Origin of the sequence: Thioclava sp. ES.031, from assembly GCF_002563775.1 — a bacterium.
Taxonomy (GTDB): Bacteria; Pseudomonadota; Alphaproteobacteria; order Rhodobacterales; family Rhodobacteraceae; genus Thioclava.
Map to the genome: position 1 here is coordinate 2,863,122 of NZ_PDJO01000001.1, position 25,960 is coordinate 2,889,081.

General features: G+C 66.4%; 23 protein-coding genes and 2 tRNA genes. 8 read left to right on the forward strand and 17 right to left on the reverse strand.

The genetic code is table 11. The features are described from left to right. Positions 1 to 63: 63 nt before the first annotated feature. Both AXZ77_RS13665 and AXZ77_RS13670 read left to right on the forward strand, forming a co-directional pair. Positions 64 to 1,500, forward strand: coding sequence for a M17 family metallopeptidase (locus AXZ77_RS13665; RefSeq protein WP_255266504.1), 1,437 nt, complete (start codon positions 64 to 66; stop codon positions 1,498 to 1,500). Continuing rightward, positions 1,497 to 2,327, forward strand: a complete 831-nt coding sequence (locus AXZ77_RS13670) for a C40 family peptidase (RefSeq protein ID WP_098411569.1) — start codon at positions 1,497 to 1,499, stop codon at positions 2,325 to 2,327. The genes AXZ77_RS13665 and AXZ77_RS13670 overlap by 4 nt, the downstream gene beginning before the upstream one ends. A 314-nt stretch (positions 2,328 to 2,641) precedes the next feature. Here AXZ77_RS13670 and AXZ77_RS13675 read toward each other — a convergent pair whose 3' ends face one another. The 3 genes from AXZ77_RS13675 to AXZ77_RS13685 all read right to left on the reverse strand — a co-directional run bounded on the left by AXZ77_RS13675 (position 2,642) and on the right by AXZ77_RS13685 (position 5,554). Next, entirely contained in the window at positions 2,642 to 3,664 is a 1,023-nt protein-coding gene (locus AXZ77_RS13675; RefSeq protein WP_098411570.1) for an aspartate-semialdehyde dehydrogenase, read from the reverse strand. A gap of 75 nt (positions 3,665 to 3,739) precedes the next feature. Next, entirely contained in the window at positions 3,740 to 4,354 is a 615-nt protein-coding gene (locus AXZ77_RS13680; RefSeq protein WP_098411571.1) for a glycosyltransferase family 29 protein, read from the reverse strand. A 9-nt stretch (positions 4,355 to 4,363) separates the two neighbouring features. Continuing rightward, complete coding sequence (locus AXZ77_RS13685; protein WP_098411572.1) at positions 4,364 to 5,554, reverse strand: MFS transporter; 1,191 nt, start codon at positions 5,552 to 5,554, stop codon at positions 4,364 to 4,366. 174 nt (positions 5,555 to 5,728) lie between these two features. Here AXZ77_RS13685 and AXZ77_RS13690 point away from each other — a divergent pair, with 174 nt between their 5' ends. Next, the gene (locus tag AXZ77_RS13690; RefSeq protein ID WP_246831773.1) at positions 5,729 to 6,070 is read left to right on the forward strand and encodes a winged helix-turn-helix domain-containing protein; all 342 of its coding nucleotides are present in this window, start codon (positions 5,729 to 5,731) and stop codon (positions 6,068 to 6,070) included. Positions 6,071 to 6,156: 86 nt separating this feature from the next. Beyond that, a complete protein-coding gene (locus tag AXZ77_RS13695; protein WP_141536279.1) occupies positions 6,157 to 6,621 on the forward strand; it encodes a hypothetical protein in 465 nt (154 codons plus the stop codon). 66 nt (positions 6,622 to 6,687) lie between these two features. Here AXZ77_RS13695 and AXZ77_RS13700 read toward each other — a convergent pair whose 3' ends face one another. The 6 genes from AXZ77_RS13700 to AXZ77_RS13725 all read right to left on the reverse strand — a co-directional run bounded on the left by AXZ77_RS13700 (position 6,688) and on the right by AXZ77_RS13725 (position 12,937). Beyond that, positions 6,688 to 7,152, reverse strand: coding sequence for an Hsp20 family protein (locus tag AXZ77_RS13700; protein WP_098411574.1), 465 nt, complete (start codon positions 7,150 to 7,152; stop codon positions 6,688 to 6,690). 153 nt (positions 7,153 to 7,305) lie between these two features. Then, positions 7,306 to 8,187, reverse strand: coding sequence for a serine protease (locus AXZ77_RS13705; RefSeq protein ID WP_098411575.1), 882 nt, complete (start codon positions 8,185 to 8,187; stop codon positions 7,306 to 7,308). 5 nt (positions 8,188 to 8,192) lie between these two features. After that, on the reverse strand, positions 8,193 to 8,990 hold the full coding sequence (locus AXZ77_RS13710) for a serine protease (protein WP_098411576.1): 798 nt from the start codon (positions 8,988 to 8,990) through the stop codon (positions 8,193 to 8,195). 69 nt (positions 8,991 to 9,059) lie between these two features. Continuing rightward, entirely contained in the window at positions 9,060 to 10,337 is a 1,278-nt protein-coding gene (gene glcF / locus AXZ77_RS13715; RefSeq protein ID WP_098411577.1) for a glycolate oxidase subunit GlcF, read from the reverse strand. Beyond that, a complete protein-coding gene (locus tag AXZ77_RS13720) occupies positions 10,337 to 11,416 on the reverse strand; it encodes an FAD-binding protein (RefSeq protein ID WP_098411578.1) in 1,080 nt (359 codons plus the stop codon). Before AXZ77_RS13720 ends, glcF begins: the two co-directional genes overlap by 1 nt. An 87-nt stretch (positions 11,417 to 11,503) precedes the next feature. Further along, complete coding sequence (locus tag AXZ77_RS13725) at positions 11,504 to 12,937, reverse strand: FAD-linked oxidase C-terminal domain-containing protein (protein ID WP_098411579.1); 1,434 nt, start codon at positions 12,935 to 12,937, stop codon at positions 11,504 to 11,506. 84 nt (positions 12,938 to 13,021) lie between these two features. Here AXZ77_RS13725 and AXZ77_RS13730 point away from each other — a divergent pair, with 84 nt between their 5' ends. From AXZ77_RS13730 to AXZ77_RS13745, 4 genes are all read left to right on the forward strand, one after another. Further along, positions 13,022 to 13,720 carry a DUF599 domain-containing protein gene (locus AXZ77_RS13730; RefSeq protein WP_255266505.1) on the forward strand — a complete coding sequence of 233 codons (699 nt, stop codon included), beginning with the start codon at positions 13,022 to 13,024 and terminating at the stop codon, positions 13,718 to 13,720. 90 nt (positions 13,721 to 13,810) lie between these two features. After that, positions 13,811 to 15,553, forward strand: a complete 1,743-nt coding sequence (gene recJ / locus AXZ77_RS13735) for a single-stranded-DNA-specific exonuclease RecJ (RefSeq protein ID WP_098411581.1) — start codon at positions 13,811 to 13,813, stop codon at positions 15,551 to 15,553. A 171-nt stretch (positions 15,554 to 15,724) separates the two neighbouring features. Beyond that, positions 15,725 to 15,799, forward strand: a tRNA-Glu gene (locus AXZ77_RS13740). Between the two features lie 27 nt (positions 15,800 to 15,826). Further along, positions 15,827 to 15,901 (forward strand) — tRNA-Glu (locus AXZ77_RS13745). Positions 15,902 to 16,177: 276 nt separating this feature from the next. Here AXZ77_RS13745 and AXZ77_RS19860 read toward each other — a convergent pair. The 8 genes from AXZ77_RS19860 to AXZ77_RS13785 form a co-directional block, all read right to left on the reverse strand. Further along, positions 16,178 to 16,789 carry a GNAT family N-acetyltransferase gene (locus AXZ77_RS19860; protein WP_098411582.1) on the reverse strand — a complete coding sequence of 204 codons (612 nt, stop codon included), beginning with the start codon at positions 16,787 to 16,789 and terminating at the stop codon, positions 16,178 to 16,180. 117 nt (positions 16,790 to 16,906) lie between these two features. After that, entirely contained in the window at positions 16,907 to 19,267 is a 2,361-nt protein-coding gene (locus AXZ77_RS13755) for an aldehyde dehydrogenase family protein (RefSeq protein ID WP_218000488.1), read from the reverse strand. Between the two features lie 11 nt (positions 19,268 to 19,278). Then, positions 19,279 to 20,208 (reverse strand): deoxyribose-phosphate aldolase, encoded by a 930-nt coding sequence (deoC, locus tag AXZ77_RS13760; RefSeq protein ID WP_098412562.1) that lies wholly within the window; start codon positions 20,206 to 20,208, stop codon positions 19,279 to 19,281. A 182-nt stretch (positions 20,209 to 20,390) separates the two neighbouring features. Further along, positions 20,391 to 21,323, reverse strand: coding sequence for a ribokinase (gene rbsK / locus AXZ77_RS13765; RefSeq protein WP_098411583.1), 933 nt, complete (start codon positions 21,321 to 21,323; stop codon positions 20,391 to 20,393). Continuing rightward, on the reverse strand, positions 21,316 to 22,410 hold the full coding sequence (locus AXZ77_RS13770; protein WP_098411584.1) for a DUF4432 family protein: 1,095 nt from the start codon (positions 22,408 to 22,410) through the stop codon (positions 21,316 to 21,318). The genes rbsK and AXZ77_RS13770 overlap by 8 nt, the downstream gene beginning before the upstream one ends. 1 nt (position 22,411) lies before the next feature. Beyond that, the gene (locus tag AXZ77_RS13775; protein WP_255266507.1) at positions 22,412 to 23,428 is read right to left on the reverse strand and encodes an ABC transporter permease; all 1,017 of its coding nucleotides are present in this window, start codon (positions 23,426 to 23,428) and stop codon (positions 22,412 to 22,414) included. 16 nt (positions 23,429 to 23,444) lie between these two features. Beyond that, positions 23,445 to 24,422: an ABC transporter permease gene (locus tag AXZ77_RS13780; RefSeq protein WP_098411585.1), complete on the reverse strand. Its 978-nt coding sequence runs from the start codon at positions 24,420 to 24,422 to the stop codon at positions 23,445 to 23,447. Beyond that, positions 24,419 to 25,933, reverse strand: coding sequence for a sugar ABC transporter ATP-binding protein (locus AXZ77_RS13785; RefSeq protein ID WP_098411586.1), 1,515 nt, complete (start codon positions 25,931 to 25,933; stop codon positions 24,419 to 24,421). Before AXZ77_RS13785 ends, AXZ77_RS13780 begins: the two co-directional genes overlap by 4 nt. Positions 25,934 to 25,960: the final 27 nt, after the last annotated feature.

Sequence of the window (25,960 nt, forward strand, 5' to 3'; positions counted from 1 at the left end):
GGCAGGCGCGGCGACGCTAGGCTCTGGGACGAAAGCAACCACCAGAGCCAAGGAGCCGCCCCCATGAGCGCAGACAAGACCGCAGAGATGCCCGCCGAGTTTTCCTTTCTCGCCCCCCGACCCGCGATGCGCTTCGCCGAGGCGGATGCGCCCGCGCGCACGCTGATCGCCGTTGCGCCCGAGGGGTTGGAGCAGGCTCTGGCCGATCTGCCTCCCGCGCAGCGCGCCTTCGTCGAGGCGACGGGCTTCAAGGCGAGCGCGGGTCAGATCGCGCTTCTGCCCGGGCCGGATGGCGCGGAGGCGGCGCTGCTGGGCCTCGGGACCTCTGCTGCCCGGGCGCGCGAGCGGTTCTCGCTGACGCGGGCGGCCTCGGCGCTGCCCGAAGGCGCATGGCGGATCGAGGGCGATCTGTCGGAAGAATTGAAAGCGGAAACGGCGCTCGGCTGGTTGCTCGCGGGCTATCGGTTCGGTCGCTATGCCGAAGCCGCGCCGCCGAAAGCGCGGCTGGTCTGCCCGGAGGGCTTGGACGCGGCGCAGATCGAAGCCGTGGCCGAGGGCGAGGCCTTCACCCGTGACCTGATCAACACCCCCGCTTCCGATATGGGCCCGGACGAGCTGGAGGGCGCCGCGCGCCTTCTGGCCGAACGCCACGGCGCAGAGGCCAAGGTGATCAAGGGCGACGATCTTCTGACGCAGAACTTCCCGATGATCCACGCGGTGGGCCGCGCCTCGCCACGCATGCCGCGGCTGATCGAACTGAGCTGGGGCAGCGAAGGGCCTGCGCTGACTCTGGTCGGCAAAGGCGTCTGTTTCGACACGGGCGGGCTGAACCTCAAGCCCGGAGCCTCGATGGGGCTGATGAAGAAGGATATGGGCGGCTCGGCCACCGTTCTTGGCCTTGCGCATATGATCATGGCGACCGGCGCGAAGCTGCGCCTGCGGGTGCTGGTCCCGGCGGTCGAGAACTCGGTCGGCGGCGACAGTTTCCGCCCCGGCGACATCCTGACCAGCCGCAAGGGACTGACCGTCGAGATCAACAATACCGATGCCGAGGGGCGGCTGGTGCTGGCCGATGCGCTCGCCTATGCCGATGAAACCCCGCCCGATCTGATGATCTGCATGGCGACGCTGACGGGGGCCGCGCGGGTCGCTCTGGGGCCGGACATTCACCCGTTCTACACCGATGACGAGGGCGTCGCGCAGGCTTTGGCGACGGCCTCTGGCGCGGTGGCAGACCCGCTCTGGCGGATGCCGTTCTGGGCGCCCTACGAGGCGAAGATCGAACCCGGCATCGCCGATCTCGACAACGCGCCCTCGGGCGGCATGGCGGGCTCGATCACCGCAGCCCTGTTCCTGCGCCGCTTCGTGACCGAGACAGAGCGCTTCGCCCATTTCGACATCTACGGCTGGCAACCCGCCGCCGCCCCCGCCCGACCGAAAGGCGGGGTCGGCCAAGGCGCGCGGGCGATCCTCGCAGCCCTGCCCGAGGTGCTGAAATGACCGACCGTCGCCGCCTGCCCTATTCAGGTGAGATCGCGCTGGAGGCCCTGCGCGGCCAGATCGAGGCGGAAGGCTTCACCCACGGCATGCCCGCGCGGATCGTCGTGCCCGTGACCGATCTCTGCCCCGAGCCCGGAAGCCTGCGCGACCGGCAGCTTCTTTTTGGCGCCGCGGTGACGGTGATCGACCAGCGCGACGGCTTCGCCTTCGTGCAGGCCGCATGGGATGGCTATTGCGGCTGGATCGCCGCCGATACCTTCGGCACGCCCGAGCCGGCCACCCATGTCGTCACCGCACCTGCGACGCATGTCTATCGCGAGGCGGCGATCAAGCGCGGCGAAGTCATGCAGCTCTCGATGGGCGCGCATCTGTCAGTGACCGGGAACGACGGCATGTTCGCCGTGACCGCCGAGGGCTTCGTGCCGCGCCAGCATCTGCGCGCGCTCGACCAGCCCGAGGCCGATCCCGTCGCGGTGGCCGAGCGGCTGCTGGGCACGCCCTATCTGTGGGGCGGCAACAGCCGTGCGGGGATCGACTGCTCGGGTCTGGTGCAGATCGGCTTCGCGCTGTGCGGGCAGTCCGTGCCGGGCGACAGCGACCTGCAATGGGCGGAGATGGGCGAGACCGTGCCGGAGGGCGCGCCGCTGCAGCGTGGCGACCTGCTGTTCTGGAAAGGTCATGTGGCGCTCGCCTGCGATGGCGAGACAATGATCCATGCCAACGGTCACACGATGAGCGTGGCCTATGAGGGCATCGAGGCCGCCAAGGCGCGGATCGCGGCGGCGGGCGAAGGGACGTATCTCGGGGTTAAGCGGGTCACGCGGTAAGGCTTTGTAGCGCGGGGCGACCAGCCCCGGGCCGCGCCCGAGACGCGGCGCAGTGGGCCGTCTGTGTATCGTGGTAAGGGACGCGCCCGAGCCTTGGGTGGGCGCTTCGATCCGCCTGTGGCCTGGCGCTTTATCTCGCAAGCCCGAGTGACGGTGATGCGCGCGCTGACATCGCCAATGCGCCCTCCCGGGGGGAGGGTCGGGCGCGGCCCGGGCTGGAGGCCCGGGCGGACCTTCGTCTCAGAGAACACCGCCAAAAGAAAAACGCCCGATCTTCCGACCGGGCGTTTCCCAATTCAAATAAGGCCGAACCCTCAGCCCTTCTTGAGCACGCGCTTGCCCAGGGTCTCGGCGATCTGCACCGCGTTCAGCGCTGCGCCCTTGCGCAGGTTGTCCGACACGCACCAGATGTTCAGGCCGTTCTCGATGGTCGAGTCCTGACGGATGCGCGAAATGAAGGTGGCGAAATCGCCGACGCACTCGACCGGGGTGACGTAGCCGCCATCTTCGCGCTTATCGACAACCATGATACCGGGCGCTTCACGCAGGATGTCGCGCGCTTCGTCCTCGTCGAGGAAGTCCTCGAACTCGATGTTGATCGCTTCGGCATGGCCCACGAAGACCGGCACGCGCACGCAGGTCGCGGTCAGCTTGATCTTCGGATCGACGATCTTCTTCGTCTCGGCGACCATCTTCCACTCTTCCTTGGTGGACCCATCGTCGAGGAACACGTCGATATGCGGGATCACGTTGAAGGCGATCTGCTTCGGATAGACCTTCGGCTCCACTTCCTGACCGGGGACATACATGCCCTTGGTCTGGTTCCAAAGCTCGTCGATCGCCTCTTTGCCCGAGCCCGACACCGACTGGTAGGTCGAGACCACGACGCGCTTGATCTTGGCGCGGTCATGCAGCGGCTTGAGCGCCACGACCATCTGTGCGGTCGAGCAGTTCGGGTTCGCGATGATGTTTTTCTTCGCGTAACCGTCGACGGCTTCCGGGTTCACCTCCGGCACGACCAGCGGCACGTCCGGGTCGTAGCGGTAGAGCGACGAGTTATCGATCACGATGCAGCCCTGCTTGGCGGCAATGGGTGCGTATTTCTTCGTGGCGTCCGAGCCGATCGCGAACAGCGCGATGTCGTAGCCGGTGAAGTCGAACCCATCGATATCTTTAGTCTTCAGGGTCTGATCGCCAAAGCTGACCTCTGTGCCGAGGCTCCGGCGCGACGCGAGCGGCACCAGTTCATCGACCGGGAACTGGCGCTCGGCCAGGATGTTCAGCATTTCGCGGCCCACGTTCCCCGTGGCGCCTGCAACGACGACTTTATAGCCCATGAGGACCTCCTTGCTCGAATAGAACGCGGCTTCCTACCGCTTTATGTCAGGAAATGAAAGGGATTCGACGCAGGGTCAGTTCCGAATGAGCCTGGGGTCGGAGGCGAGAAACCCGCCGACCATCTCTGCCTCTGCCGCGAAGTCATGCGGCACCTTGTCCGCCGAGCGCTTCCCCGACAGCGAAAGCGAGGCGAAGAAATCGAAGCCATAGAGGTCGAGCCGCGCCAGATCCGAGCGCAGGAGCATCTCGATCAGCATCGCCCCGGTGGTGGGCTGCGCGCCGAGCTTGGCCTTCAGCCCCTTGTAGTCGTCCAGCGGGTGCAGGTAAAACCCGGGGCTTATGGCGGTTTGCCAATCGAGCCGCTTGCGCTTGTGGCTCATCCACAGGATGCGCGACGGCGCGATGCGGGCGCGCTCGGCTTCGGGCAGCGAGGTCGCAAGCGCGAGCCAGTCGGTGCGCGTGCCGTGGCTTGTCGCCGAGGGCATCGGCGCGCGGTTGATCCGGATCACCACGTCATGCGCGTCGATCTCGGCCCCCGCCTGCCCCTCGGCCAGCGCGCGGGCATTGCCCACAAGCGCGACGGATTTGCCTGCCAGATCGCCCAGCAGCGCCTTTTGCGAGACGGAGAGCGCGGCCAGCGGGGCCTCGCGCCGCAGCGTGCGATTGATCAGAAATCCAAGCCGGGTCATGCGATGGGTTTAGCTCATGCCATCGCCGCTGTCGCGGGCGAAAACGTAGAAAACCAACCCGATCATCAGCGGCGCCAAGAAGAACGCGAACAGCAGCCCATAGGCCACCGCGGGCGTGTGCCCCACCGAGACCGCGTCGAACACGGGCCGCGAGGCGAATTGCATCGCAGCCACCCCCATGATCGAGAACATGTTGTGCAGCGTCACACCCCGGCCCGTCAGATGCGGCGGGTAGAAGGTGCGGCCATGCGCCATGATCACCGGGAAGGACGCGCCGAAAAAGCCGATCGCGGCCAGAAGAACCGTCGCCAGCCACAGCGACTGCCCTGGCAGCACGAACAGCCCCGCCAGCGCCACGGCCAGCACCGCATTGCCATAGAGCGCGACCCGCTTGTGGCTGCCGAAAATCTTGTCCGCCGGACCATAGGCGAAATTGCCCGCGATCATCGCGAGGCCCATCACCAGCGTCACCTTGCCGATCAACTGCGCATCCGCGCCGAAGACATCGGCCAGATAGGAGCCCGCCCAGACGCCGCGAATCCCGGCGGCTGCCGTGTAATTGGCGACCGTCAGCGGCAGCAGCACCCAGAAGCCCGGCAGGCGCAGCACGTCGAGCGCGGTGCCGCGGCGGCCTGCGGGCTGCTCCACCCGCTCGGGATCGCGCGCGAGCCACAGGATCAGCGCCGCCACAAGCAGCGTCAGCGCCGAGAGCGCCCAAAGCGTCGGACGCCAGCCGAAAGCCTCGATGGAGGCCGCCAGCGGCGCCGCGCCCGCGAGATTGCCAAGGCTCCCCGCGCCGATCATCGAGGCCGCGAGCGTGCCGAACAGCGCCGGCTTGAAGCTGCGCGCGAAGATGAAATAGCTGCCTACCAGCACCGGCGCGCAGCCCGCCCCGATCAGGATCATCGCGATGTGGATGCCCATCGGCCCCTGTGCCATCGCGAAGACGGCAGCGCCCCCGCCCCCGCCAAGCGCCATCAACACGCCCACGGTGCGGCGCGGCCCGATCCGGTCCAACGCCTCGCCGATCGGGATCTGGATCAGCGCGAACGCCCCGTACCAAAGCCCCAGAGACACGGCGAGATCGCCCGGCGTCACGCCGATTTCCTTGCCCAGAACGGGCGTCAGCACCGCCAAACAGGTGCGATAGAACTGGCTCAGAAGATAGGCGCCCACAAGCGAGGCGATCGAGATATACATGCGGGGGCTCCTTCGCGCGCACGCTCGCCCAAGGCGCGGGCAATGGCAAGAGCGCTCGGGCCCTGTTGCATGCGCCCTCGCCCCCTTTCCTATTCGCTCCCGCCCCCTTGTCTTGGCCCGTGCACAGGATCAGGATAAGGGACGCATGACGTGACGAGCGCGAGGGATGCCCGAATGGAACTGACCCGCCTGATGATGCGCCTCTATTTCGACAAGGCGATGCTGGGCCCCGGCAAGGTCCGGCTGCTGGAGGAAATCGCCGAACACGGCTCGATCTCGGCGGCGGGGCGCGCGATGAAAATGAGCTACAAACGTGCGTGGTCGCTGGTCGAAGAGATGAATGCGGGTTTCAAGGAACCGCTGGTGGACCGCGCGCGCGGCGGGGCAAAAGGCGGCGGCGCATCGCTGACGCCCGAGGGCGAAGCGGTCCTCGCAGCCTATCGGCGACTGGAGGAGAAAGCCCGCGAGGCAGGCACCGAAGAGATCGCCCTGATCGGCGCAATGGTCGCCGACTGAGCCCGCGGCGGTCTTTGCGCCGGATCAATGCGCCTATGGTCGGGACCGCGCATCCTGCTGGAAGTAGCCAGTAACGGACCAAGACCATGACCGATCTTCCAAGAAAGATGGCCGCGCGCGTTGCGACTCTCGGGCTCGCAGTCGCGCTCGCAGCCTGTATGCCGAGCGGCACCTCCGACGCGCAGACGCTTGCCGCCAAGGTGGAAACCCGGCGCGCCTATGACCTCGCCACGGTGGATGGCAAGGCACCCGCGCGGGCGATCCGCTTCTATATCGGGGAGAATTCGCGCTTCGCCGTCTGCGGGCATTGCCTCTGCGTGACCGGGGTGATGTTCGCCCCCTACCCCGCGCTTGGTATCCGGCCGACCTCGGCTTCGCCCACTTTCGCCTGCGAGCAGGAGACGCCGGAGTTCAAGGCCGATGCGGGCCTCGCGCAGCTGTTCTTCGACATGAAGCAGGCGCAGGTCGAAGGCGCGGCGGTCACCTTCACCGGCAGCGGCGACCATGTGATGGTGTTCCAGCGCGGCGGCACCGATCTCACGCCGCCCTGAACCCCAGACAGCAAAAAGCGCGGGAGTTACCCCCCGCGCCCGTCATTTTTACCGATGGCAGATGCCTCAGGCGTCGACCGTCTCGACCTGCTTGGCCTCGGTCTTGGTCGGGCCTGCAATCTCGATCCGGCGCGGTTTGAGCGCCTCGGGCATTTCGCGGACGAGATCGAGGTGGAGCATGCCATCCTCATGGGTGGCCCCGGTGACCTTCACATGATCGGCCAGCGCGAAGCGGCGCTCGAAGGCGCGGGTCGCGATGCCACGATGCAGGTAGGTGCGGCCGGAATCGTCCTCGGCCTTGCGACCGGTCACGATCAGCGCGCCGTCCTTCATCTCGACGGTCAGCTCGTCCGATCCGAAGCCCGCGACGGCGATCGAGATGCGATAGGCATTCTCGTCGGTCTTCTCGATATTGTAGGGCGGATAGGTCGGCTGCGCGAGATCGCTGGTCAGCGCACGGTCCATCAGATCAGCCACGCGGTCGAAGCCCACGGTGGCGCGGTAAAGGGGCGAAAGATCAAAGCTTCGCATATCATCATCCTCTCTTGAGCGATGGTTATGAAACCCGCCCCTTTCCGGGGCCGGGCAGTTGGGTGCCAGAACCCTCATCAGGCATTCCGGCACTCATAAATTTGGGAAATCTCTCGCGACGTTTCAAGAGGCGCGCCGCTTCGGGCCAAGCCCTTAGGGGCGCAGGAATTTCGCCCCGGTAGTGCCCCCGCCAGACAGGATCCGCGGCTGGCCCTGCGCGGGCTCTGTGCGGCGGATCTGCGGCGCGGCGGAAGCGCTGGGGGATACGGCGCGGATCACGCCCCGCCCGCTGCGCAGTGCGGATTTGAGCTGCGCCACGATCGCGGGCAATTCCATCCCGTAGGCACGCGAAACGCCATTCCTGCGCGAGCCCGACGAGACCAGCGACACGATCTGCGCCCGCCCGCCTGCGGCGAGCCCGGAGCGATCGAAGACCGGTGCCCCCGAGGAGCCGTGAGAGACATCGCAATCGAAGCCGATCAGCCCCTTGGCCTGCCCGAACACGCGGCAGGCCTTTTGCCAGGACAGCGCATCGGCCCGGCCCTGCGCGTAAGACACGACCGACACTTCGGCCCCCGCGGCAGGCACGGCGCCCACGCGGAACGGCGCTGCGACCGAGGTCGGGATCGGCGCGGAGAGCTGCAGAAGGGCGACGTCGTGGCGCACGGTGTCCACCGAGAGCGGCACGAACGGGTTATAGTCCGGATCGGCGACCATCGCGGCGACCGGGCGCGCGGCGATCTCCGCCCCGTCGGTTTGGGCTGCGGCAAAACCAAGGCTCGCGGGGTCGCGCGGCGCCTGCGCGCGCCGGTCGAAGATGCAATGGCCCGCCGTCAGCACCAGATCGGGCGCGATCAACACGCCGGTGCAGTAGCCGTCAGCGCCGATGGTGACTTTGCCCACGGCCTCCCAGCCGAAGAGATCGGCACGCTGCGACAGACGGTCGAGCGCGGAATTGCGCGCCTCCTGCGCCTCGCCCATGCCGCCCAGCAGAGCCAGAGCCACGACACCCACGATGATCCGTCGAATGCCCATCGCGCTTACTTCGCCTTGATGAATTTTGCCCCGCCCGCGCGAATTTCGCGGGTGGTGGCGACGTTGTCGCGGCTCTCGATGGCCTGCCGCAGATCGGCGACCCCATTGGCCAGCGCCCCGATCGAGACCGGGCGCGCGCCCATCTGGGCCTTGGCGGAGACCACCGAGACGATCTCGGGGCGGCCATTGGCGAAGCTGAAGACCGGCGAGCCCGAGGCCCCGAAATCGGCCGAGCAGCTCATCACCACCGTCGCGCCTGCACGTTCCAGCACCGAGCAATCGCGTTGCAGCGACGGCGCCTCCGAGCGGCCCTGCGCATAGGACAGAACGCCCACTTCCTCGCCGCGATAGGGCGCGCTGCGCGACACCTCAAAGGGCTGAAGCTGTGGCAGGCGGATCGGCTGAGCGAGCTTGATCAGCGCCAGATCGAATTCCGAACGCTTCACGCCCACCGGTCCGCCATAGTGATAGGAAGGGTGCAGCACCGCGCGCGACACCTTGCGATAAGCCTCGGCGCGACCGTTGCGCCAGCCCGCGCGAAACTCGATTTCGCGCGCATCGATCAGCGCGCCGCTGCGCTTGTCATAGAGGCAGTGCCCGGCCGTCAGCACCAGATCGGGCGCGATCAGCGTGCCGGTGCAAAAGCTGCCATGGCCCAGATCGAGCCGCCCCACCGCCTGCCAGCCACGCGTATCGTCACCGGTCTCCAGCGCCCGCAAGGGCGTCGCATGGGTGATCGTCTCGGCCCGCGCCAGCACAGGCAGCGCGGTCAGACAGGCAAGAGCGAGAGCAACAAGGCGCATCGGGGCTCCGAAGATTGCGGGGCGTTTTGCCTTTCGTAGCGCCCCGATGCGGCCAGATTGTGGCGTGGATCAGGCCTGCGCAAGCGCCGGTGGCTTCGGCCCGCCCGTGGCCCAGTCCAAAAGTTCGACAGTGTGGACAACGGGCACCTCGGTGCCGCCGCCGATCTGCACCATGCAGCCGATATTGCCCGCCGCGATCACCTCGGGCTGCTTCGCCTCGAGCGTCGCCACCTTGCGCTTTTTCAGCTCGTCGGAAATCTCCGGTTGCAGCAGGTTATAGGTGCCCGCCGAGCCGCAGCACAGATGGCTGTCGGCAGGCTCGACCACCTCGAAGCCTGCCCGCTTGAGCAGGTCCTTCGGCGCGGATTTGATCTGCTGGCCGTGCTGCAGCGAACAGGCCGCGTGATAGGCGACACGCATCCCGCCCTTACCCTCAGGCAGGCCGATTTTCACAAGGAATTCCGACACATCACAGGCCAGACCCGCGACCTTTGCCGCCTCCTCGGCCATCGGATCGTTGCGGAACATATGGCCGTAATCCTTCACCGTCGTGCCGCAGCCCGAGGTGTTGATGATCACCGCATCCAGATCGCCTTCGCTCAGATAGGCACGGATGTTGCGCGCGGCCTGCGAATGGCTCTCATCCTCGCGGCCCATGTGATGCGAGAGCGCCCCGCAGCAGCCCAGGTTCTTCGGGATCACCACCTCGCAGCCCAGCCGCCGCAGCAGCCGGATCGTCGCATCGTTGATATCGGTGTTGAGCGCCCGCTGCGCGCAGCCGATCTGCAGCGCCACGCGGTATTTCTTCTCTCCCATCGGGGCGAAGACCTGCGCATCGTCATTGCGGCTGACGGGCGGGATGGTCTTGGGCGCCATACCCACCATCGCGCGCAGCCGCTTGTCCGGCAGCAGCCCCGCGAAAGGTTTCGCCAGTTTCGCCCCGCCCATCGCCAGACGGAAGCGCCCCGGATAGGGCACGATCTTCGCCAGCGTCCAGCGCAGCAGCCGGTCCATCATCGGACGCTTGTAGGTCTTCTCGACATGGGCGCGCGCATGATCGATCAGATGCATGTAATGCACGCCCGAGGGGCAGGTCGTCATGCAGGCCAGACAGCTCAGGCAGCGGTCGAGATGCTTGACCGTTTTCTCATCCGCGGGCCGGTCGTTCTCCAGCATGTCCTTGATCAGGTAGATGCGCCCGCGCGGGCTGTCCAGCTCGTCGCCCAGCACCTGATAGGAAGGACACGTAGCGGTGCAGAACCCGCAATGAACGCAGGCGCGCAGAATCTCGTTCGAGCGCGCGACGCCGGGATCTTTCAGCTGTTCGGGCGAAAAATTCGTCTGCATCAGCCCATCCTTCCGGGGTTCAGAATACCTTTAGGGTCGAATTGCGCCCGCAGCGCGGTGGTCAGCGTGGCAATCGACGCGGGTTCGGGCTCGAAGGTCACGCCCGCAGCGCCCCGCATGCAGGTGGCATGGCCGGTATAGGGCGCGGCCAACGCACGGGCGTCGCTCCCTTCCGGCAAAAGCGCCCAGATCAACCCACCGCCCCAGTCGAGCAGCACCTCGCCACCCAGACGCGCGACGATTTCGGAGGCCTCCGACGGCTTCACCGAGAGCCGCCACAGATCGCCGTCCTTGCCGATGAACGGCTCCAGATCGCGCAGGCTGGCCCAGATCGCGGCCGAGCCGTCTTCCTCGATCCGCACCGGACCGAACGGCGCCATCAGCTTGCGCAACCGCTCCGCCCGGTAGGCGACGGATTCGGCCAACCCCTCGACCCGCACCACCGCACCGATGCCGGGCAGCCAGCCCGCACCGGACACGTCGAAGGGCGAGCCCAAGGCCGCCGCCAGAGCCACCTGCGCGGCCCCGGCCGGAAGGTCGATAACAACCGTCGCCTGAGACGGCGCGGCGGGCAGCAGCTTGAAGGCCACCTCGCTCATCACCCCGAGCGTGCCCCAGCTTCCGGCCATCAGCTTCACCAGATCGTAGCCGGTGACGTTCTTCATCACCCGGCCACCGTTCTTCACGATCTGCCCGCGCCCATCGACGAAGCGCGTCCCGATCAGGCTGTCGCGACAGGCCCCGGCCTGCACCCGGCGCGGCCCCGAGACGTTCGCCGCCACGACACCGCCCACGGTGCTCGTGCCCGGGGCGCCCAGAACCGACCCCCAATTCGAAGGCTCGAAGGGCAGGCGTTGACCCTCGGCGGCAATCGCCGCCTCCACCTCGGCCAAAGGCGTCCCCGCGCCCACGACCAGCGTCAGCGCGCCCGGCTCGTAAAGCGTGATGCCCGAAATCCCGACTTCCAGCGGCTCGCCCAGACACCGACCCACAGGTCGCGTGCCGCCTCCACGCACCGCGAGCGCGCCACCCGCATCCCGGACGGCCTCGGCCAGCTGCGCCTCGTTCTCAACTCTCATAAAATCTGCCTTCCTCTTGGCAAAAATATCCCGGGGGCTCGCGTCAGCGAGCGGGGCAGCGCCCCTCCCCGCCCTCAGCTCGCGCCATCAGCTCGCACGGCGGCTCGCGCTCGCGCCCAGCGGAAACACCTTCGCCGGGTTCAAAAGCCATTTCGGATCGAACACGTCCTTCACCCGCATCTGCGCTTCCAGATCGGCGGGCTCGAACTGCACATCCATCAGGTCGCGCTTCTCGATCCCCACGCCATGCTCGCCGGTCAGGCAGCCGCCCGCCTCGACGCAAAGCTTGAGGATCTCGGCGCCCAGCTTCTCGCAGAGCTCCTGATCGCCCGGCTTGTTCGCGTTATAGAGGATCAGCGGGTGCATATTGCCGTCGCCCGCATGAAAGACGTTCGCGACGTCCAGCCCGTACTCCTTCGACAGCTCGCCGATCCGGCGCAGCACGAAGGGCAGCTCCGACACAGGGATCGTGCCGTCGAGGCACATGTAATCGTTGATCTGCCCCATCGCCCCGAAGGCGGATTTCCGGCCCAGCCAGATCCGCGCGGCCTCGTCGGCCGATTGCGCCTCGCGGAACTCGACCGGCTCGTGCCGGGTCGCGATCTGGCGGATCATGCCGATCTGCTCGTCGATCTCGGCCTCCGAGCCCTCGCATTCGACGATCAGGAGCGCCTCGCAATCGGGATAGCCCGCATGGCAGAAGGCTTCTGTGGCGACGATACAGGGGCGGTCCATGAACTCGATCGCGACGGGCAGGATGCCCGCCTTGATGATATCGGCGACGCAGGCGCCCGCGACCTCGTTCGAGTTGAACCCGATCAGCACGGGCCGCGCGCCTTCGGGCTTGGGCAGGATCTTCAGCGTGGCTTCGGTCACGACGCCCAATTGCCCCTCCGAGCCGCAGATCAGCCCCAGAAGGTCGAGCCCGCCCGCGTCCAGATAAGGCCCGCCAACTTCGACCACCTCGCCCTCCATCGTGACCAGCGTCACGCCAAGGAGGTTATTCGTCGTCACCCCGTATTTCAGGCAATGCGCGCCGCCGGAATTCATCGCGATATTGCCCGAGATCGCGCAGGCCAGCTGCGAGGACGGATCGGGCGCGTAGAACCAGCCGTCGCTTTCCACCGCGCCGGTGACCGAGAGGTTCGTGCGCCCCGCCTCGACCCGGATGAAACGGTTCGGGTAGTCAGTCTCGAGCACGGCATTCATCCGCGCGAGGCCCAGCACCACCGAATCCGCCTGCGGCATCGAGCCGCCCGCAAGCGAGGTGCCCGCGCCGCGCGGCACCACCGGCACGCCCAGCTCGTGGCAGGCCTTCAGCGCCGCCGCGACCTCCGCCGTCGAGCGCGGCAGCACCACGCCCAGCGGCTGGCAGCGATAGGCCGAAAGCGCATCGCATTCATAGGCGCGCGTCTCGCTGGGGTCGTCGATCACCGCATCCGCGGGCAGAACCTCGCGCAGGCGGGCGATGATCTGCGGCTTGCGCGCCAGCAGATCCTCCTTCGGCTTGGGCATTTCCATGGCAAACTCCTCCCGGTTGGTCAGAAAATATAACCAATAAGCCCCGGTGACAAGAGAAGCTGCATCGCGCTAACTGTCGATATGATGACGACGTTTCATATCGGCCCGCTGGGGCCGCTCGACCTCGCGGCGCTCGCCCTTCTGGTCGCCTGCTGGATGGGGATCGGCTGGACGACCGAACATCCGAGCGCCGCCCGCCCCTCGATGGGCAAGCTGATGGAGAATTACCGTCGCGAATGGATGCGTCAGCTGGTGACCCGCCAGCCGCGGATCTTCGATTCGGCGATGGTGGATGGACTGCGGCAATCGACGACCTTCTTCGCCTCGTCTTCGCTGATCGCCATCGGTGCCGGGCTGGCGCTGATCGCGAATCCGCAGCCGCTGACGAATCTCGCGGATGATTTCGACATCGCGCGCGGCCCCGATCTGCTGTGGGAGGCGCGCATCCTCACCGCCGTTCTGTTCGGCGCGAATGCGTTTTTGAAATTCGTCTGGTCGCACCGGCTGTTCTCCTATGCCGCGATCGCGATGGCGGCGGTGCCCAACGAGCCCGAGGATCCGCTGGCCTATCCGCGCGCCGAACAGGCGGCGCAGGTGAACATCAACGCCGCGAAAAGCTTCAATCGCGGGCTGCGCTCGGTCTATTTCGCGCTGACGACGCTGGCGTGGTTGCTTGGGCCCTATGCGCTCATTGCGGCGACGCTGTTCACAACGGGGATGCTCTGGCGGCGCGAATTCGCCTCGGACTCGCGCCAAGCTCTGCTGCAAGACATACCTGAGTGAGGGCCCCAATGACGGCCTGAGTGACGGCCCGAGCAAGCGCCCCTTCATAGTGGCTGGCAGGGCTCGCGTGATTTGGCTACACCCGAAGGCATGAGCAGTTTCCTTTCCGTCGAGCAATCCCTGACAGGCCGCCGCTGGATCGGCCCCACACCCGAGGCCGACCGGCTGGCCGAAGCGATGGCGCAACAGACGCGCCTGCCCCTGCCGCTCGCCCGTATCCTCGTCGCGCGTGGCGTGACGCCGGAGGAGAGCGAGGGCTTTCTGGAACCCACTATCCGCGAGCTGCTCCCCGATCCGCGATCCTTGCGCGACATGGAGCAGGCAGCCGCGCGCTTTCTCAAGGCGGTGAAGTCCGGCGAGAAGATCGCGGTCTTCGCCGATTACGACGTGGATGGCGGCTCCTCGGCGGCGCTGCTGATCAACTGGCTGCGCGCGATGGGGCGCGAGGCGACGCTTTATATTCCCGACCGGATCGACGAGGGCTACGGGCCGAACGTGCCCGCGATGGAAAGCCTCGGCGCCGAGCATCCGCTGATCGTCTGCGTCGATTGCGGCACGCTGAGCCATGAGCCCGTCGCCGCCGCGAAACCTGCCGATGTCGTCATCCTCGACCACCACCTCGGCGGCGAGACGCTGCCGCCTGCGCTGGCCGTGGTGAACCCGAACCGGCAGGACGAGACCGGCGAGCTGGGCCACCTCTGCGCGGCCTCGGTCGTCTTCCTGATGCTGGTGGAGGCGAACCGGCAGCTGCGCGGCGAAGGCGTGCAGGGACCGCCGCTGATGACGCTCTTGGATTTGGTGGCGCTGGCGACGGTCGCCGATGTCGCGCCGCTCACGGGCTGCAACCGGGCGCTGGTGCGTCAGGGCCTCAAGATCATGGCCCGGCGCGAACGGCCCGGCCTCGTGGCGCTCTCGGATGTGGCCCGGCTCGACCGCGCGCCCGCCGCCTATCATCTGGGCTTCGTGCTTGGCCCGCGGATCAACGCGGGCGGACGGATCGGCGCGGCCGATCTGGGCGCGCGGCTGCTGTCGACAACCGACCCGCATGAGGCGCAATCCATCGCCGAGCGGCTCGACCAGCTCAACACCGAGCGCCGAGAGGTCGAGAACGCCGTGCGCGAAGCCGCGCTAAGCCAGGCCGAGGGACGCGGGCTGAACGCGCCGCTGGTCTGGGCGGCGGGTGCGGGCTGGCATCCGGGCGTCGTGGGCATCGTGGCGGCGCGGCTGAAAGAGGCGACGAACCGCCCCTCGGTCGTGATCGGGGTGGATGACGGGATCGGCAAGGGTTCCGCGCGCTCGGTCGCGGGCGTCGATATCGGGGCCGCCATCCAGCGCGTTGCCGCTGAGGGGCTGCTGCTGAAAGGCGGCGGGCACAAGATGGCGGCGGGCCTCACGGTCGAGGAAGACAAGCTGGAGCCCGCGATGGCGCGCCTGTCAGAGCTTCTGGCCAAACAGGGCGCGGGCGAAATCGGCCCGCGCGACCTGCGCCTCGACGGGATGCTGATGCCGGGCGCCGCGACCCCGCAGCTGATCGAAGATCTGGACCGTGCAGGCCCCTTCGGCCAGGGCGCCCCTGCCCCGCGTTTCGCCTTCGCCGATATGGAAGTCGTGGGCGCGCGCCGGATCGGGGAAAGCCACCTGCGCTTCAATTTCGGCGACGGTATGGGCGGTCGGATCGAGGCCATCTGCTTCGGCGCCTTCGACGGCCCGCTCGGCCCCGCGCTGAGCCAGCCGGGCGCGCAACGCTTCCACCTCGCCGGGCGGCTGGAGATCAACACATGGGGCGGACGCAACAAGGTGCAGCTGCGCCTCGAAGACGCCGCCGAAGCGTAACCGCCACCCCGCCATCGCACGCGGAAAACGGCTATATTTCCAAGGCTTCGCCGCTGCCGTAACGGAGGGACAAAAACTTTCCGAAAATCCGCAATTACCCTCTTGCGAGTCACGGTTCTCTGGCCTAAACACCGCTCCACCTTAGGCAGGTATGCCCGGAAGGTTCAGAGTGGTCCGTTCGTCTATCGGTTAGGACGCCAGGTTTTCAACCTGGAAAGAGGGGTTCGATTCCCCTACGGACTGCCACTTCCGAGCCCTGACTGAGCGTTGTGCGGTCCGTTCGTCTATCGGTTAGGACGCCAGGTTTTCAACCTGGAAAGAGGGGTTCGATTCCCCTACGGACTGCCACTACTCCCCTGATCTCAAAACAATTTCATCACGCGCCGTTTGGTCGCGTCTGTTTGCGATTGCCGCCTGGCGCGGCTTTGCGCGCGCCGATCCCGCATGAAAAAGCGGCCCGTTTAGGCGCCAACCCTTTGCAGTAAATGGTGCAGCGTGAGGCCGAACGCCTTGTAGGCGCGACGCCATGTCGATCAGCAGTTCCCGACAAATTCTTCGGAAGCTGTCTGCGGCGGATGCCGGCTAAGCATGACAGCGCGCAACCTCGCCGCCCGGTCCTCACGGTCAGCTTTCGTGAGAACGCACAGCAATGCCAGTGCGCCGGACTGGATAATGGAGGCGTTTTTCCATCAGGAAGTTCGTCAATGTAACGCCAGCCCTTTCGATCTGCTGCTCGCGAACCACGTCCCACCCCTGCTGCTCAAAGAGGCCTCGGGCAAGATAGCTCGCGTGGGAGTGAAGGCGTGCCATCTTGCCGTCTCGAGCGATTGCCTCGATCCGGGCATAGAGAGATCCACCGACGCCCCTTCGTTGGTGGCCGGGCGCAACGAAAGCAAGATCTATGTAGCCATCATCGTCCAAGGTCATGAAGCCAACGGGCTGGCCTGCCAAACGCGCTACCATAGTTCTCTGAGCGGTCAGGCGTGATGCCCAGTCCGGTCCCGAAGGCGGCCCCGACGCCCAAGCCCGCCGCTGCTCAAAATTATAGAATTCCCTAGCTCCTTCGCGCACGGCCTCAAAGAATATGACTCCGAGCTGATCTGCTTCTGAGATGCGGAAATCACCAATTTCTATGGAAGAGTTCAGCATTGCGGCGGTCCTGCGGTGGCATCTGAAATGAGCGCGATCGAAGCCCAACAGCGCCAAAGCTGACCTTCCCGCGTAACGTGGTATCATGCAAGTTCGGGCTCGAAGCGACCATTGCGCTTCGAGCCTTCAAGTTTCTCACGCGCACCATTTACTGAAAAGGGCTGACCCTCTCGGCGCCGCTTTCTCGATGCTCTGTCAGAGGCCTCACGCGCCGTAGGGCACCCAGATGTTCTTCACCTGCGTCGCGCGGTCGAGGAACAGGCGCCCCTGCCCCGCACGGGCTCCCCAGTCGCGTGCGTCGTCGGCTTCGACCCAGGTCTGCTTGAGGTTCCCGGCGCTTTGCGCCTCGACCATCTGGCAGCCCTCGGCATTGCCGAAATACCACATCGCATCGACGCCATCATGGGCGGCCAGCGTTTTCGCCAGCTCGTCGCGCGGGCCGGTGACGATGTTGACCACGCCCCCCGGCACGTCGGAGGTGTCGAGCACCTGATAGAGGTCGGTCGCGGCCAGCGGATGCGTCTGGCTCGGGACCAGAACGACCCGGTTGCCCATCGCAATCGCGGGCAGCACCAGCGAGATCGCCCCCAGAAGCGGTTGCGCGGTGGGAGCCACCAGCCCCATCACCCCGATCGGCTCGTTCATCGCGAGGGTCACGAATTCCGACTTCGTCGCGTGGACCGCGCCATCGAACTTGTCGGCCTGGGCGGCATACCAGAAGCAACGCTCCACCGCCGTCTCGACCTCGGCCTCAGCGGCTTTGCGCGAGGCGCCGAAGCTTTCCAGACGGGCCGCGAATTCCGCGCCGCGCGCCGAGAGGTTCTCGCCGATGTAATAGAGCACCTGCGCCCGGTTATGGCCCGTGGCCTTGCCCCAGCCCTTGGCCTTATGCGCCGCCTCGACCGCGTTGCGGATGTCCTTGCGGTTGCCGAGCCCTGCGAGCCCCACGACCGTCTTGCCGCCCTTCACCTGATAGCTGTAGCCGCTATCGGACCGCGCCTGCTTGCCGCCGACATAAAGCTTCGCGGTACGGTCGATCTCGCCGCCCTTGATCGTGTCGGCGGGGCCGGTCTCCAGCTCGGCGGGCGTCGTGCCCTTACCCTTGCCGGTGGCCGCCGCGGGGTTGCGCAGATAGGCACGCATGCCTTCGCGCCCGCCCTCACGGCCGAAGCCGCTCTCGCGATAGCCGCCGAAGCCCGCACCCGCGTCGAAGATGTTCGTGGAGTTGATCCAGACGATCCCGGCTTTCACCTGCCCCGCGATGTCGAGGCACAGGTTCACGTTCTCCGACCAGATGCTGGCCGCCAGTCCGTAGCGCGTGTTGTTGGCCAGCGCGACCGCGTCGGACGGCGTACGGAAGGTGGTGAGCGTGACGACGGGGCCGAAGATTTCCTCGGTGGCCAGAACGCTTGCGGGTTCGACATCCGTCACCAGCGTCGGCGGGAAGAAGCAGCCCTGCGGGGCGGAGCCTTGGGTCAGCGTCGCGCCCTCGCTTGCGCCCTTCTCGACCAGATTCCGGATCCGCGCGAGCTGCGAGGGATGCACAATCGCGCCGATATCGGTGCTCTTGTCCATCGGATCGCCGGTGCGCAGCGTCTTCATCCGGGCGCGCAGCAGCGTCTCGAACCGCTCGGCCACTGCCTCGGCCACGAGGATGCGCGAGCCCGCGCAGCAGACCTGCCCCTGATTGAACCAGATCGCATCCACCACGCCTTCGACGGCGGCATCCAGATCGGCATCCTCGAAGACGACGAAGGGGGATTTGCCGCCCAGTTCCAGCGTCAGCGCCTTGCCCGAGCCAGCCGTGCGCTCGCGCAGGATACGGCCCACATCGGTCGAGCCGGTGAAGGCCAGCTTGTCGATGCCCTCATGGCCGACGATGGCAGCGCCGGTTTCGCCATCGCCGGTGACGATGTTGATCACGCCTTTCGGGATGCCGCATTCCTGTGCGATCTCGGCGAAGGCCAGCGCGGTCAGCGGCGTGTATTCAGCGGGCTTCAGCACGACCGTGTTACCCGCGGCCAGCGCCGGCGCGACTTTCCACGCCAGCATCAGGAGCGGGAAATTCCACGGGATGATCTGCCCGCAGACGCCCTGCGCATTGTGACCCGGGAGTTCGTCGTCGAGGATCTCCGCCCAGCCCGCATGGTGATAGAAATGGCGCGCGACCAGCGGGATGTCGATGTCGCGGCTCTCGCGGATCGGCTTGCCACTGTCGAGCGTCTCCAGCACCGCCAGAAGGCGCGAGTGCTGCTGGATGTGGCGGGCCAGCGCATAGAGGTGCTTCGCGCGCTGATGGCCCGACAGCTTCGCCCAACCGCTTTGCGCCTTGCGCGCGGCGGTGACGGCGGCATCCACGTCCGACGCCGAACCTTGCGTGACGCGCGCCAGCACCGTGTCGCTTGCCGGATCGCGAACCTCGAACAGATCGCCCGGCTTGGTCATCGCGCCGTCGATGAAATGGCCGAAGCCGCCCTCATGCTTGGCGAGCCATTTGCGCGCCTGGCTATCGTCTTCGGGGGCCACGCCATACTCCATGGTTTCGAGGATGTTCTGAATGCTCATTTTGTCTCTCCTCAGGCCAGCGCGTGACGGCTGCTATCGGCGTAACGGCCGGTGACGTAATGCTCCAGCTGGCGCTCGATATCGCCCAGCATCGAGCTTGCGCCGAAGCGGAACAGGTCGGGGTTGAGCCAGTCGCGGCCCAGCTCTTCTTTCATCAGGATCTGCCAGGCCAGCGCCTCTTTCGCCTGCTTCATCCCGCCAGCGGGTTTGAAGCCGATGCGGTGGCCGGTTGCCATCCCGTAATCGCGCAACGCGCGCAGCATGGTCAGGCTGACGGGCAGCGTCGCGTTGACGCTTTCCTTGCCGGTCGAGGTCTTGATGAAATCGGCCCCCGCCTGCATCGCGACCATCGAGGCGGAATAGACGTTGTTGAGCGTCTCCAGCTCACCAGTCGCCAGAATCGCCTTCATATGCGCGTCGCCGCAGGCCTCGCGCATCGCGGCGATCTCGTCATGCAGGCCCTGCCAGTTCCGGGTCAGCGCCAGTTCGCGGTTGATCACGATGTCGATCTCGGCCGCGCCCTGCGCCACCGCCCAGCGGATTTCCTCGAGCCGCAGATGCAGCGGCATCAGACCCGCCGGGAAGCCCGTCGCGACCGAGGCCACGGGGATATTTGACCCTTCCAGCGCTTTGACCGCGTGCGGCACCATCGTCGGGTAGACGCAGACCGCGCCCACGGTCAGCTCGCCCGCGCTCAGGTCCAGCCCCGCCTCGATATGCGAAGCCAAGGGCTTGCGCGCCTTCGCGCAAAGCCGCTTCACCCGGCCCTCGGTATCGTCGCCCGCAAGCGTCGTCAGATCGACGCAGCGCACCGCGTTGACCAGCCACGCCGCCTGATGCGCCTTCTTCACGCTGCGCCGGGTGGTGAGCGTCGCGCAGCGGCGCTCGGCGGCGGCGCGGTTGACCCGGTGGGCCTCGAACATGCCCACATCGAGCGCCATGCCGGGGTTGCGCACATGCTCCCCTGCGGCAGCGGCAGTGGGCACCAAAGCCCCTTCCGCGCGCGTCTCGGTTTTCATTTCGGTCTTCATTGCGTGTCTCCTAAATCGGGACTCGTCACAGCCTCGCCGCCACGTCCGGAGTAATTCCCGGGCGTGCGCGATCGGGACAAGATCAGCATAAGTCAGCCGAGCCCATGCTCGGAAAGAAAGTCGTCGAATTCGGCGGGCGTCGCGTAGCTTGTTTGCGTGCCGCGACGGGTGATCGACAATGCGGCATAGCGCGCGGCGCGGGTCAGCGCCGCGGTGGGCTCCATCCCTTGACCGAGGAAATGCGCGAAGCTGCCGATGAAAGCGTCGCCCGCGCCGGTGGTATCGACCGGGCTGACGGAAACTGGGGCGATCTCTTCGACGGTGTCAGCGGTGATCCGGCGTGCGCCGCGCCCGCCGAGCGTCACGACGACGTTGTGGATGCCGCGTTCGATCAGGCTGCGCGCGGCGGCGATCACCTCGTCATCGGTGCCGGTGGGCAGACCCGAGAGCATCGCCAGCTCGCTCTCGTTCGGGCAGAACCAGTCGAGCCCGTCGAGCCGCGCGATATCCAGATCGGGATGCGCAGGCGCGGGGTTGAGGATCGTCGTCACCCCCTCGCGCGCCCCGAAGGCCACGGTGTGATAGACGGTTTCCAGATCGACCTCGAGCTGCATCAGGATCGCGGAGGCCGCGCGCAACGTCTCGGCCGCCGCATCGACATCCGAAGGGGCCAGCGCCGCATTGGCCCCTTTCACGATCAGGATCGCGTTCTCGCCATCGCGCTCGACGAAGATCGGCGCCACGCCCGAGGCCGAGCCTGCGACAGTGCGCACATGGGTCGTGTCGATCCCGTTGGTTTCCAGATTGGCGCGGACCTGCGGGCCGAATCCGTCATCGCCCACGCAGGTGACCATCGCGACATCCGAGCCCAGACGCGCGGCGGCAACCGCCTGGTTCGCGCCCTTGCCCCCGAACCCCATCGCGAAATCGGGGGCCTCCAAGGTTTCGCCGCGTCCCGGCATCCGGTCGATATAGGTCACCAGATCCATCATGTTCGAGCCGACGACGGCTATCTTCTCAGGCATTCTCTTTCTCCGTCAGGTCGGAAATCGTCTTGGCGAGCGCGGTGGTCTCGGCCTTGTCAGTATAGCCGAAGCGGGTCGCGAAATGCGCGGTCTCTCCGGCTGCGAGGCTGCGGACATGGCCCTTCGCCTTCTCCGCCGTGTAGCCCTCGGGCTCGCAGGTGGACGGCAGCGCGAAGGCCGCGACCGAGGCGTCCTCGCCGTTGAGGATCCAGCGCGCGAGGTGGTCGAATTGATCGGGCCGCCAGCTCATCGCGAAGCCGTCGCCCGCGGGCCGCTCAAGCAGCGCATGACTTTCGCCCGATGCATCGGCAGCCGGGCGCTCGATATAGAGAACCTGCTCGGGGTTCCATTTCTCGGGCGCGTCGAGGGTCGCGCTGTCTTCGGGCGCCTCGGCCAGCCGTTCGATGAAATCGGTATAGGCCTGCGTCGGCTGCACATGGGCGGGCACGTCGCGGCGGACGCGCGTGCGCTCCGGTGTGAAAGGGGCTGCCTGATGGATGCGCCCGTCTTCGACGAAGGCAAAGTTCACATGGCACATATACATCAGGTCCATCGGCAGGGCGGAGCGGTTCTCGACCGTCATCGCCATCTCGATCAGCGTGTTTTCCCGCACCGTGATCGAGGGCATCGCCCGGTAATGCGGCCCGAAGCCGCGGATGTAATCGACGTGACCGCCAAGGCGCACGAACGCGCCCTGCCCGTCTTCGCCGATCTCCAGATGGGCCGCGTCCATCGTGGCGCAGGCCATCTCGCCATGCAGCGGATGGTCGTCCTGCGGACCGGGGCAGCCGTTGCGCAGCAAACCGCTGTGATAGGCGAGACAACCATAGGTCTCGACGATCACCTGCGCCGGGCGCGGCTCGGGAAAGGCGCTGTCCATCGTCAGGCGCACGCCGTCGAACACCGCATCCCAGAGCATCTGGCCCATGTAGGGCAGCATCTCGACCCGGCCGCGCGGGGTGTCCACGCCGATCATCTCGATGCCAAGCGCGGTGCGCCAGCCGGTGACGGTGAAACCGTCGGTCTTGGCGAGCACGCTCGGGGCCGGCCCGAACCGCTCACGCGGAAGAGGAATGATCACGCTCATCTTACGCTCCTTTCCGGCGACGCCACGAGTTGAGGGCGATGACCCCGATCAGGAAGGCGCCCCAGACGAAATCGATCAGGTGGTTCGAGACCCGCATCATCTGGAAGCCCGAGGACAACAGCGTCAGCGAGATCAGTGCAAGGGCCACGCCCAGCACATTGCCGCGACCGCCTGCCGGGTTGGTCCCGCCCAGCACCGCGATCAGCACCGCCTGCAGCAGGTAGGACGCGCCGTAATCCGACTTCGCCGCATTGGTCCGCGCCGACAGCAGGATCCCAGCCATCGCGGCCAGCATCCCCGTCAGCATGTAGGAATAGAGGATCATCTGGCCGCGCTTCACGCCCGCATAGACCGCAGCTTTCGGGTTCGTCCCGATCAGCTTCAGCCGCAGCCCGAAGGAGGTCCGCGCGAGCAGCAACGACAGCGCGATGCAGACCAGCACGAAGATCACCAGCGGCACCGGGATGCCCAGCAGCTTGCCGTTGCCGATCGCGTTCCAGCCCGGCGGGAAGCCGACAATCGCAGGCCCGCCCGTCAGCACGAGGCACATCCCGATGAACACCTGACCGGTGCCCAGCGTCGCAAGGATCGGCGTGATCTTCAGCACCGAAATCAGGAAGCCGTTCAGCAGCCCTGCCAGCAGCCCCACGATCAGGGCCGCGCTCACGCCCAGCGTCACCGGGCCAAGGCCCAATGCGCCCGAGCCGCCATCGCCCGCCATCGCGCCGAAAAGGGTTCCGGCCGTGATGCCCGCGAGGTTCGCGACGCCTACGATGGACAGGTCGATCCCCCCGGTCAGCATCGCGATCATCATCGCGATCGACAGGATCCCGAGCTCCGGCATGAAGAAGGCCATCGACTCGAAGTTGTAAGACGACAGGAACATCGAAGGCCGCAGCGCCGTCATCGCGATCAGCACCAGCACACAGGTCACGGCCAGCATCACGTTGGTCTGGGAGGCTTCGCCCTTGAACCAGCTACGCGGTCCGGAGGCGGGGTTGGTCTTGGTCTCGCTCATCATCATCTCCCCTGCCTCACACCAAAGCCCGGCGGTCGCGCAGCGCCGTCACGGTCACAGCCGCAACCAGCATCGCGCCCACGACGACCCGCTGCCATGTCGTATCGATCCCCATCAGGATCAGCGAATTCTGGATCATCACGAGGATGAACACGCCCAGCACCGTGCCAAGCACCGTGCCGCGCCCGCCGAAGATCGACGCCCCGCCCAGCACGACCGCCGCGATCACGTCGAGCTCGAGCCCCACGAAGTCGCGCGGATTGGCGAGCCAGATCATCGAGCTGTGCAACAGCCCCGCAAAGCCCGCCAGCGCGCCCGCCGTGACATAGACGAAGATCATCGTGCGGCCGGTCGAAAAGCCTACACGTTTCGCCGCTTCCGGATCCGCGCCATAGGCATAGACCGAGCGTCCGATCATCGTGTGCTTCAGCACCAGATGCAGCGCGACGGCGAGGCCGAGATAGATCACGATCATCGCGGTCAGCCCGTAGGTCGAGCCATTCGCGCGCTCGAGCACGAACAGGTCGGTCTTGCCGAAATTCACCAGCGCTTCGGGCATCTTGTTGATGTTCACGTTCGAGGTGCCGACAAAGCCCAGCACCAGCCCGCGCACGACCGAGGCCGTGCCGAGCGTCACGATCAGCGGGATCATCTTGAACTTGTGGATGATGCCCGCGTTCATCAGGCCCAGAAGCCCGCCGATTATGATCGCCGAGGCGAAGGGCAGCACCAGCCCGTTATAATCGAGCGCCACCATCGAGCGGACCACGAGATACATCCCCGCGACCGCGAAAGCGGTGAACGACACGTCGATCCCGCCCGAGATCATCACCAGCAGCACGCCAAGCGCCATGATACCGATCACGACGTTTTCCTTGAGCAGGCTGAACAGGTTGGACATTTGCCAGAAGGCCGGGTTCACCAACCCGATGAAGATCATCGCGACCGCAAGGATCGCCAGAATGATCGCGTCGGAGCTGCGCAGGAATCTCATGCGGGCTCTCCTTGTTTCTCATTGGACAGCGCCGCGTCGAGCGCCTCTTCGGTCAGCGCGTCGCCCGCGAGTTCTCCGGTGATGCGGCCCTCGGTCATGCACAGCACGCGATTGCAGTTCGCAGCCAGCTCCGGCAGGTCGTCCGAGATCATCAGCACCGCCAGATCGTTATTGCGGGTCAGGTCCTGAATGATGCCGTGGATCTGCTCTTTCGAGCCGACATCGACGCCCACGGTCGGGCCGTTCAGAATCAGCACGCGCGCATCGGTCATCAGCCAGCGGCCGATCATGACGCGCTGCGCGTTCCCGCCCGAGAGCGTGCCCACCGGCACGTCGATCCCCGGCGCGGAAATCGCCATCTCGCCGAACATCTTGTGGGTCTCCTCCCCCGCCTTCTCGGCATCGAGCCACAGATGCGGCGCGAAGCGGCTCAGCGAGGAGACGATGGCGTTGTCGCGGATCGAGCGGGTCAGGAACAGCCCCTCCGACAGGCGATCCTCGGGCACATAGGCGATGCCCGCCGCGATCGCTTCGGGGACGTTCTTCGGCATCACGGGTTTGCCGTCGACCCGCATCTCGCCACTCATGTCGCTGCGCAGACCGAAGATCGCCTGCGCGATGGCCTTGCGGCCTGCGCCGATCAGGCCGGACATGCCGACGATCTCGCCCGGCATCAGCGTCAGGTTGATGCCCTGCGCCTTGTCACCGACGGTCACGTTGCGCAGCTCCAGCCGCGGTTCGCGCCCGCTGACATCGGGGGCTATGAAATGCCCCTGATGCAAATCGCGCCCGGTCATCGCCCGGGTGATCGAGCGTTCGTCGTAATCCGAGATCGGGCCCTCGGTGACCTTCTTGCCATTGCGGAAGACGGTAAGACGTTCGGAGATTTCCAGCATCTCGCGCATCTTGTGGCTGACGAAGAGCGTGGCGATGCCGTCGGCCTGCAAATCCCGCACGATGCGGAAGAGGCGTTCGACTTCGCGCCCCGTGAGCGTCGTCGTGGGTTCGTCCATGATGATCAGCCGCGCATCGGCGAGCATCGCGCGGGCAATCGCCACGATCTGGCGGCCTGCGGCGGGCAGTGTCTCGACGGTCGCATCGAGATCGAGCGTCACATCGAGCCGCGCCAGCACGTCGCGCGCCATCTTGCGCGCCCGGCGCCAGTCGATCCGGGTCTTGCCTTCGCGCAGGAAGGTGTTGAGCGCGAGGTTTTCGACGACCGTCAGCGTCGGGAACAGCGAGAAATCTTGGTAGATGACCTGCACGCCATGGGCGATCGAGGTCGCGGGGTCGAGCTTGCCGACCGGCTTGCCGTCGATCAGGATCTCGCCCTCGTCGGGCTGATAGACGCCCGAGACGATTTTGATCAGGGTGGATTTGCCCGAACCGTTTTCGCCGGCGAGGCAGTGGATGCGGGCGGCGTCGAGCGTCAGCGACACGTCATCGAGCGCGCGCACGCCGCCGAAGCGCTTCGAGATGTTGCGCAGCTCGATCAGGGGAGCGGTGGCCATGGGGGTCTCCTCGCAGGCAGGTCGGCA

Excerpts from the sequence above, each read along its gene's own strand:
- AXZ77_RS13725 (WP_098411579.1), bottom strand. The coding sequence starts at position 12,937 with ATGGAAATGCCCAAGCCGAAGGAGGATCTGCTGGCGCGCAAGCCGCAG.
- AXZ77_RS13690 (WP_246831773.1), top strand. The coding sequence starts at position 5,729 with ATGGAACTGACCCGCCTGATGATGCGCCTCTATTTCGACAAGGCGATG.
- AXZ77_RS13785 (WP_098411586.1), bottom strand. The coding sequence starts at position 25,933 with ATGGCCACCGCTCCCCTGATCGAGCTGCGCAACATCTCGAAGCGCTTC.
- AXZ77_RS13775 (WP_255266507.1), bottom strand. The coding sequence starts at position 23,428 with ATGAGCGAGACCAAGACCAACCCCGCCTCCGGACCGCGTAGCTGGTTC.
- AXZ77_RS13755 (WP_218000488.1), bottom strand. The coding sequence starts at position 19,267 with ATGAGCATTCAGAACATCCTCGAAACCATGGAGTATGGCGTGGCCCCC.
- AXZ77_RS13680 (WP_098411571.1), bottom strand. The coding sequence starts at position 4,354 with ATGACCCGGCTTGGATTTCTGATCAATCGCACGCTGCGGCGCGAGGCC.
- rbsK (WP_098411583.1), bottom strand. The coding sequence starts at position 21,323 with ATGCCTGAGAAGATAGCCGTCGTCGGCTCGAACATGATGGATCTGGTG.
- AXZ77_RS13695 (WP_141536279.1), top strand. The coding sequence starts at position 6,157 with ATGACCGATCTTCCAAGAAAGATGGCCGCGCGCGTTGCGACTCTCGGG.
- AXZ77_RS13720 (WP_098411578.1), bottom strand. The coding sequence starts at position 11,416 with ATGAGAGTTGAGAACGAGGCGCAGCTGGCCGAGGCCGTCCGGGATGCG.
- AXZ77_RS13700 (WP_098411574.1), bottom strand. The coding sequence starts at position 7,152 with ATGCGAAGCTTTGATCTTTCGCCCCTTTACCGCGCCACCGTGGGCTTC.
- glcF (WP_098411577.1), bottom strand. The coding sequence starts at position 10,337 with ATGCAGACGAATTTTTCGCCCGAACAGCTGAAAGATCCCGGCGTCGCG.
- recJ (WP_098411581.1), top strand. The coding sequence starts at position 13,811 with ATGAGCAGTTTCCTTTCCGTCGAGCAATCCCTGACAGGCCGCCGCTGG.
- AXZ77_RS13670 (WP_098411569.1), top strand. The coding sequence starts at position 1,497 with ATGACCGACCGTCGCCGCCTGCCCTATTCAGGTGAGATCGCGCTGGAG.
- AXZ77_RS13710 (WP_098411576.1), bottom strand. The coding sequence starts at position 8,990 with ATGCGCCTTGTTGCTCTCGCTCTTGCCTGTCTGACCGCGCTGCCTGTG.
- deoC (WP_098412562.1), bottom strand. The coding sequence starts at position 20,208 with ATGGCGCTCGATGTGGGCATGTTCGAGGCCCACCGGGTCAACCGCGCC.
- AXZ77_RS13665 (WP_255266504.1), top strand. The coding sequence starts at position 64 with ATGAGCGCAGACAAGACCGCAGAGATGCCCGCCGAGTTTTCCTTTCTC.
- AXZ77_RS19860 (WP_098411582.1), bottom strand. The coding sequence starts at position 16,789 with ATGATACCACGTTACGCGGGAAGGTCAGCTTTGGCGCTGTTGGGCTTC.
- AXZ77_RS13730 (WP_255266505.1), top strand. The coding sequence starts at position 13,022 with ATGACGACGTTTCATATCGGCCCGCTGGGGCCGCTCGACCTCGCGGCG.
- AXZ77_RS13675 (WP_098411570.1), bottom strand. The coding sequence starts at position 3,664 with ATGGGCTATAAAGTCGTCGTTGCAGGCGCCACGGGGAACGTGGGCCGC.
- AXZ77_RS13770 (WP_098411584.1), bottom strand. The coding sequence starts at position 22,410 with ATGAGCGTGATCATTCCTCTTCCGCGTGAGCGGTTCGGGCCGGCCCCG.
- AXZ77_RS13705 (WP_098411575.1), bottom strand. The coding sequence starts at position 8,187 with ATGGGCATTCGACGGATCATCGTGGGTGTCGTGGCTCTGGCTCTGCTG.
- AXZ77_RS13780 (WP_098411585.1), bottom strand. The coding sequence starts at position 24,422 with ATGAGATTCCTGCGCAGCTCCGACGCGATCATTCTGGCGATCCTTGCG.
- AXZ77_RS13685 (WP_098411572.1), bottom strand. The coding sequence starts at position 5,554 with ATGTATATCTCGATCGCCTCGCTTGTGGGCGCCTATCTTCTGAGCCAG.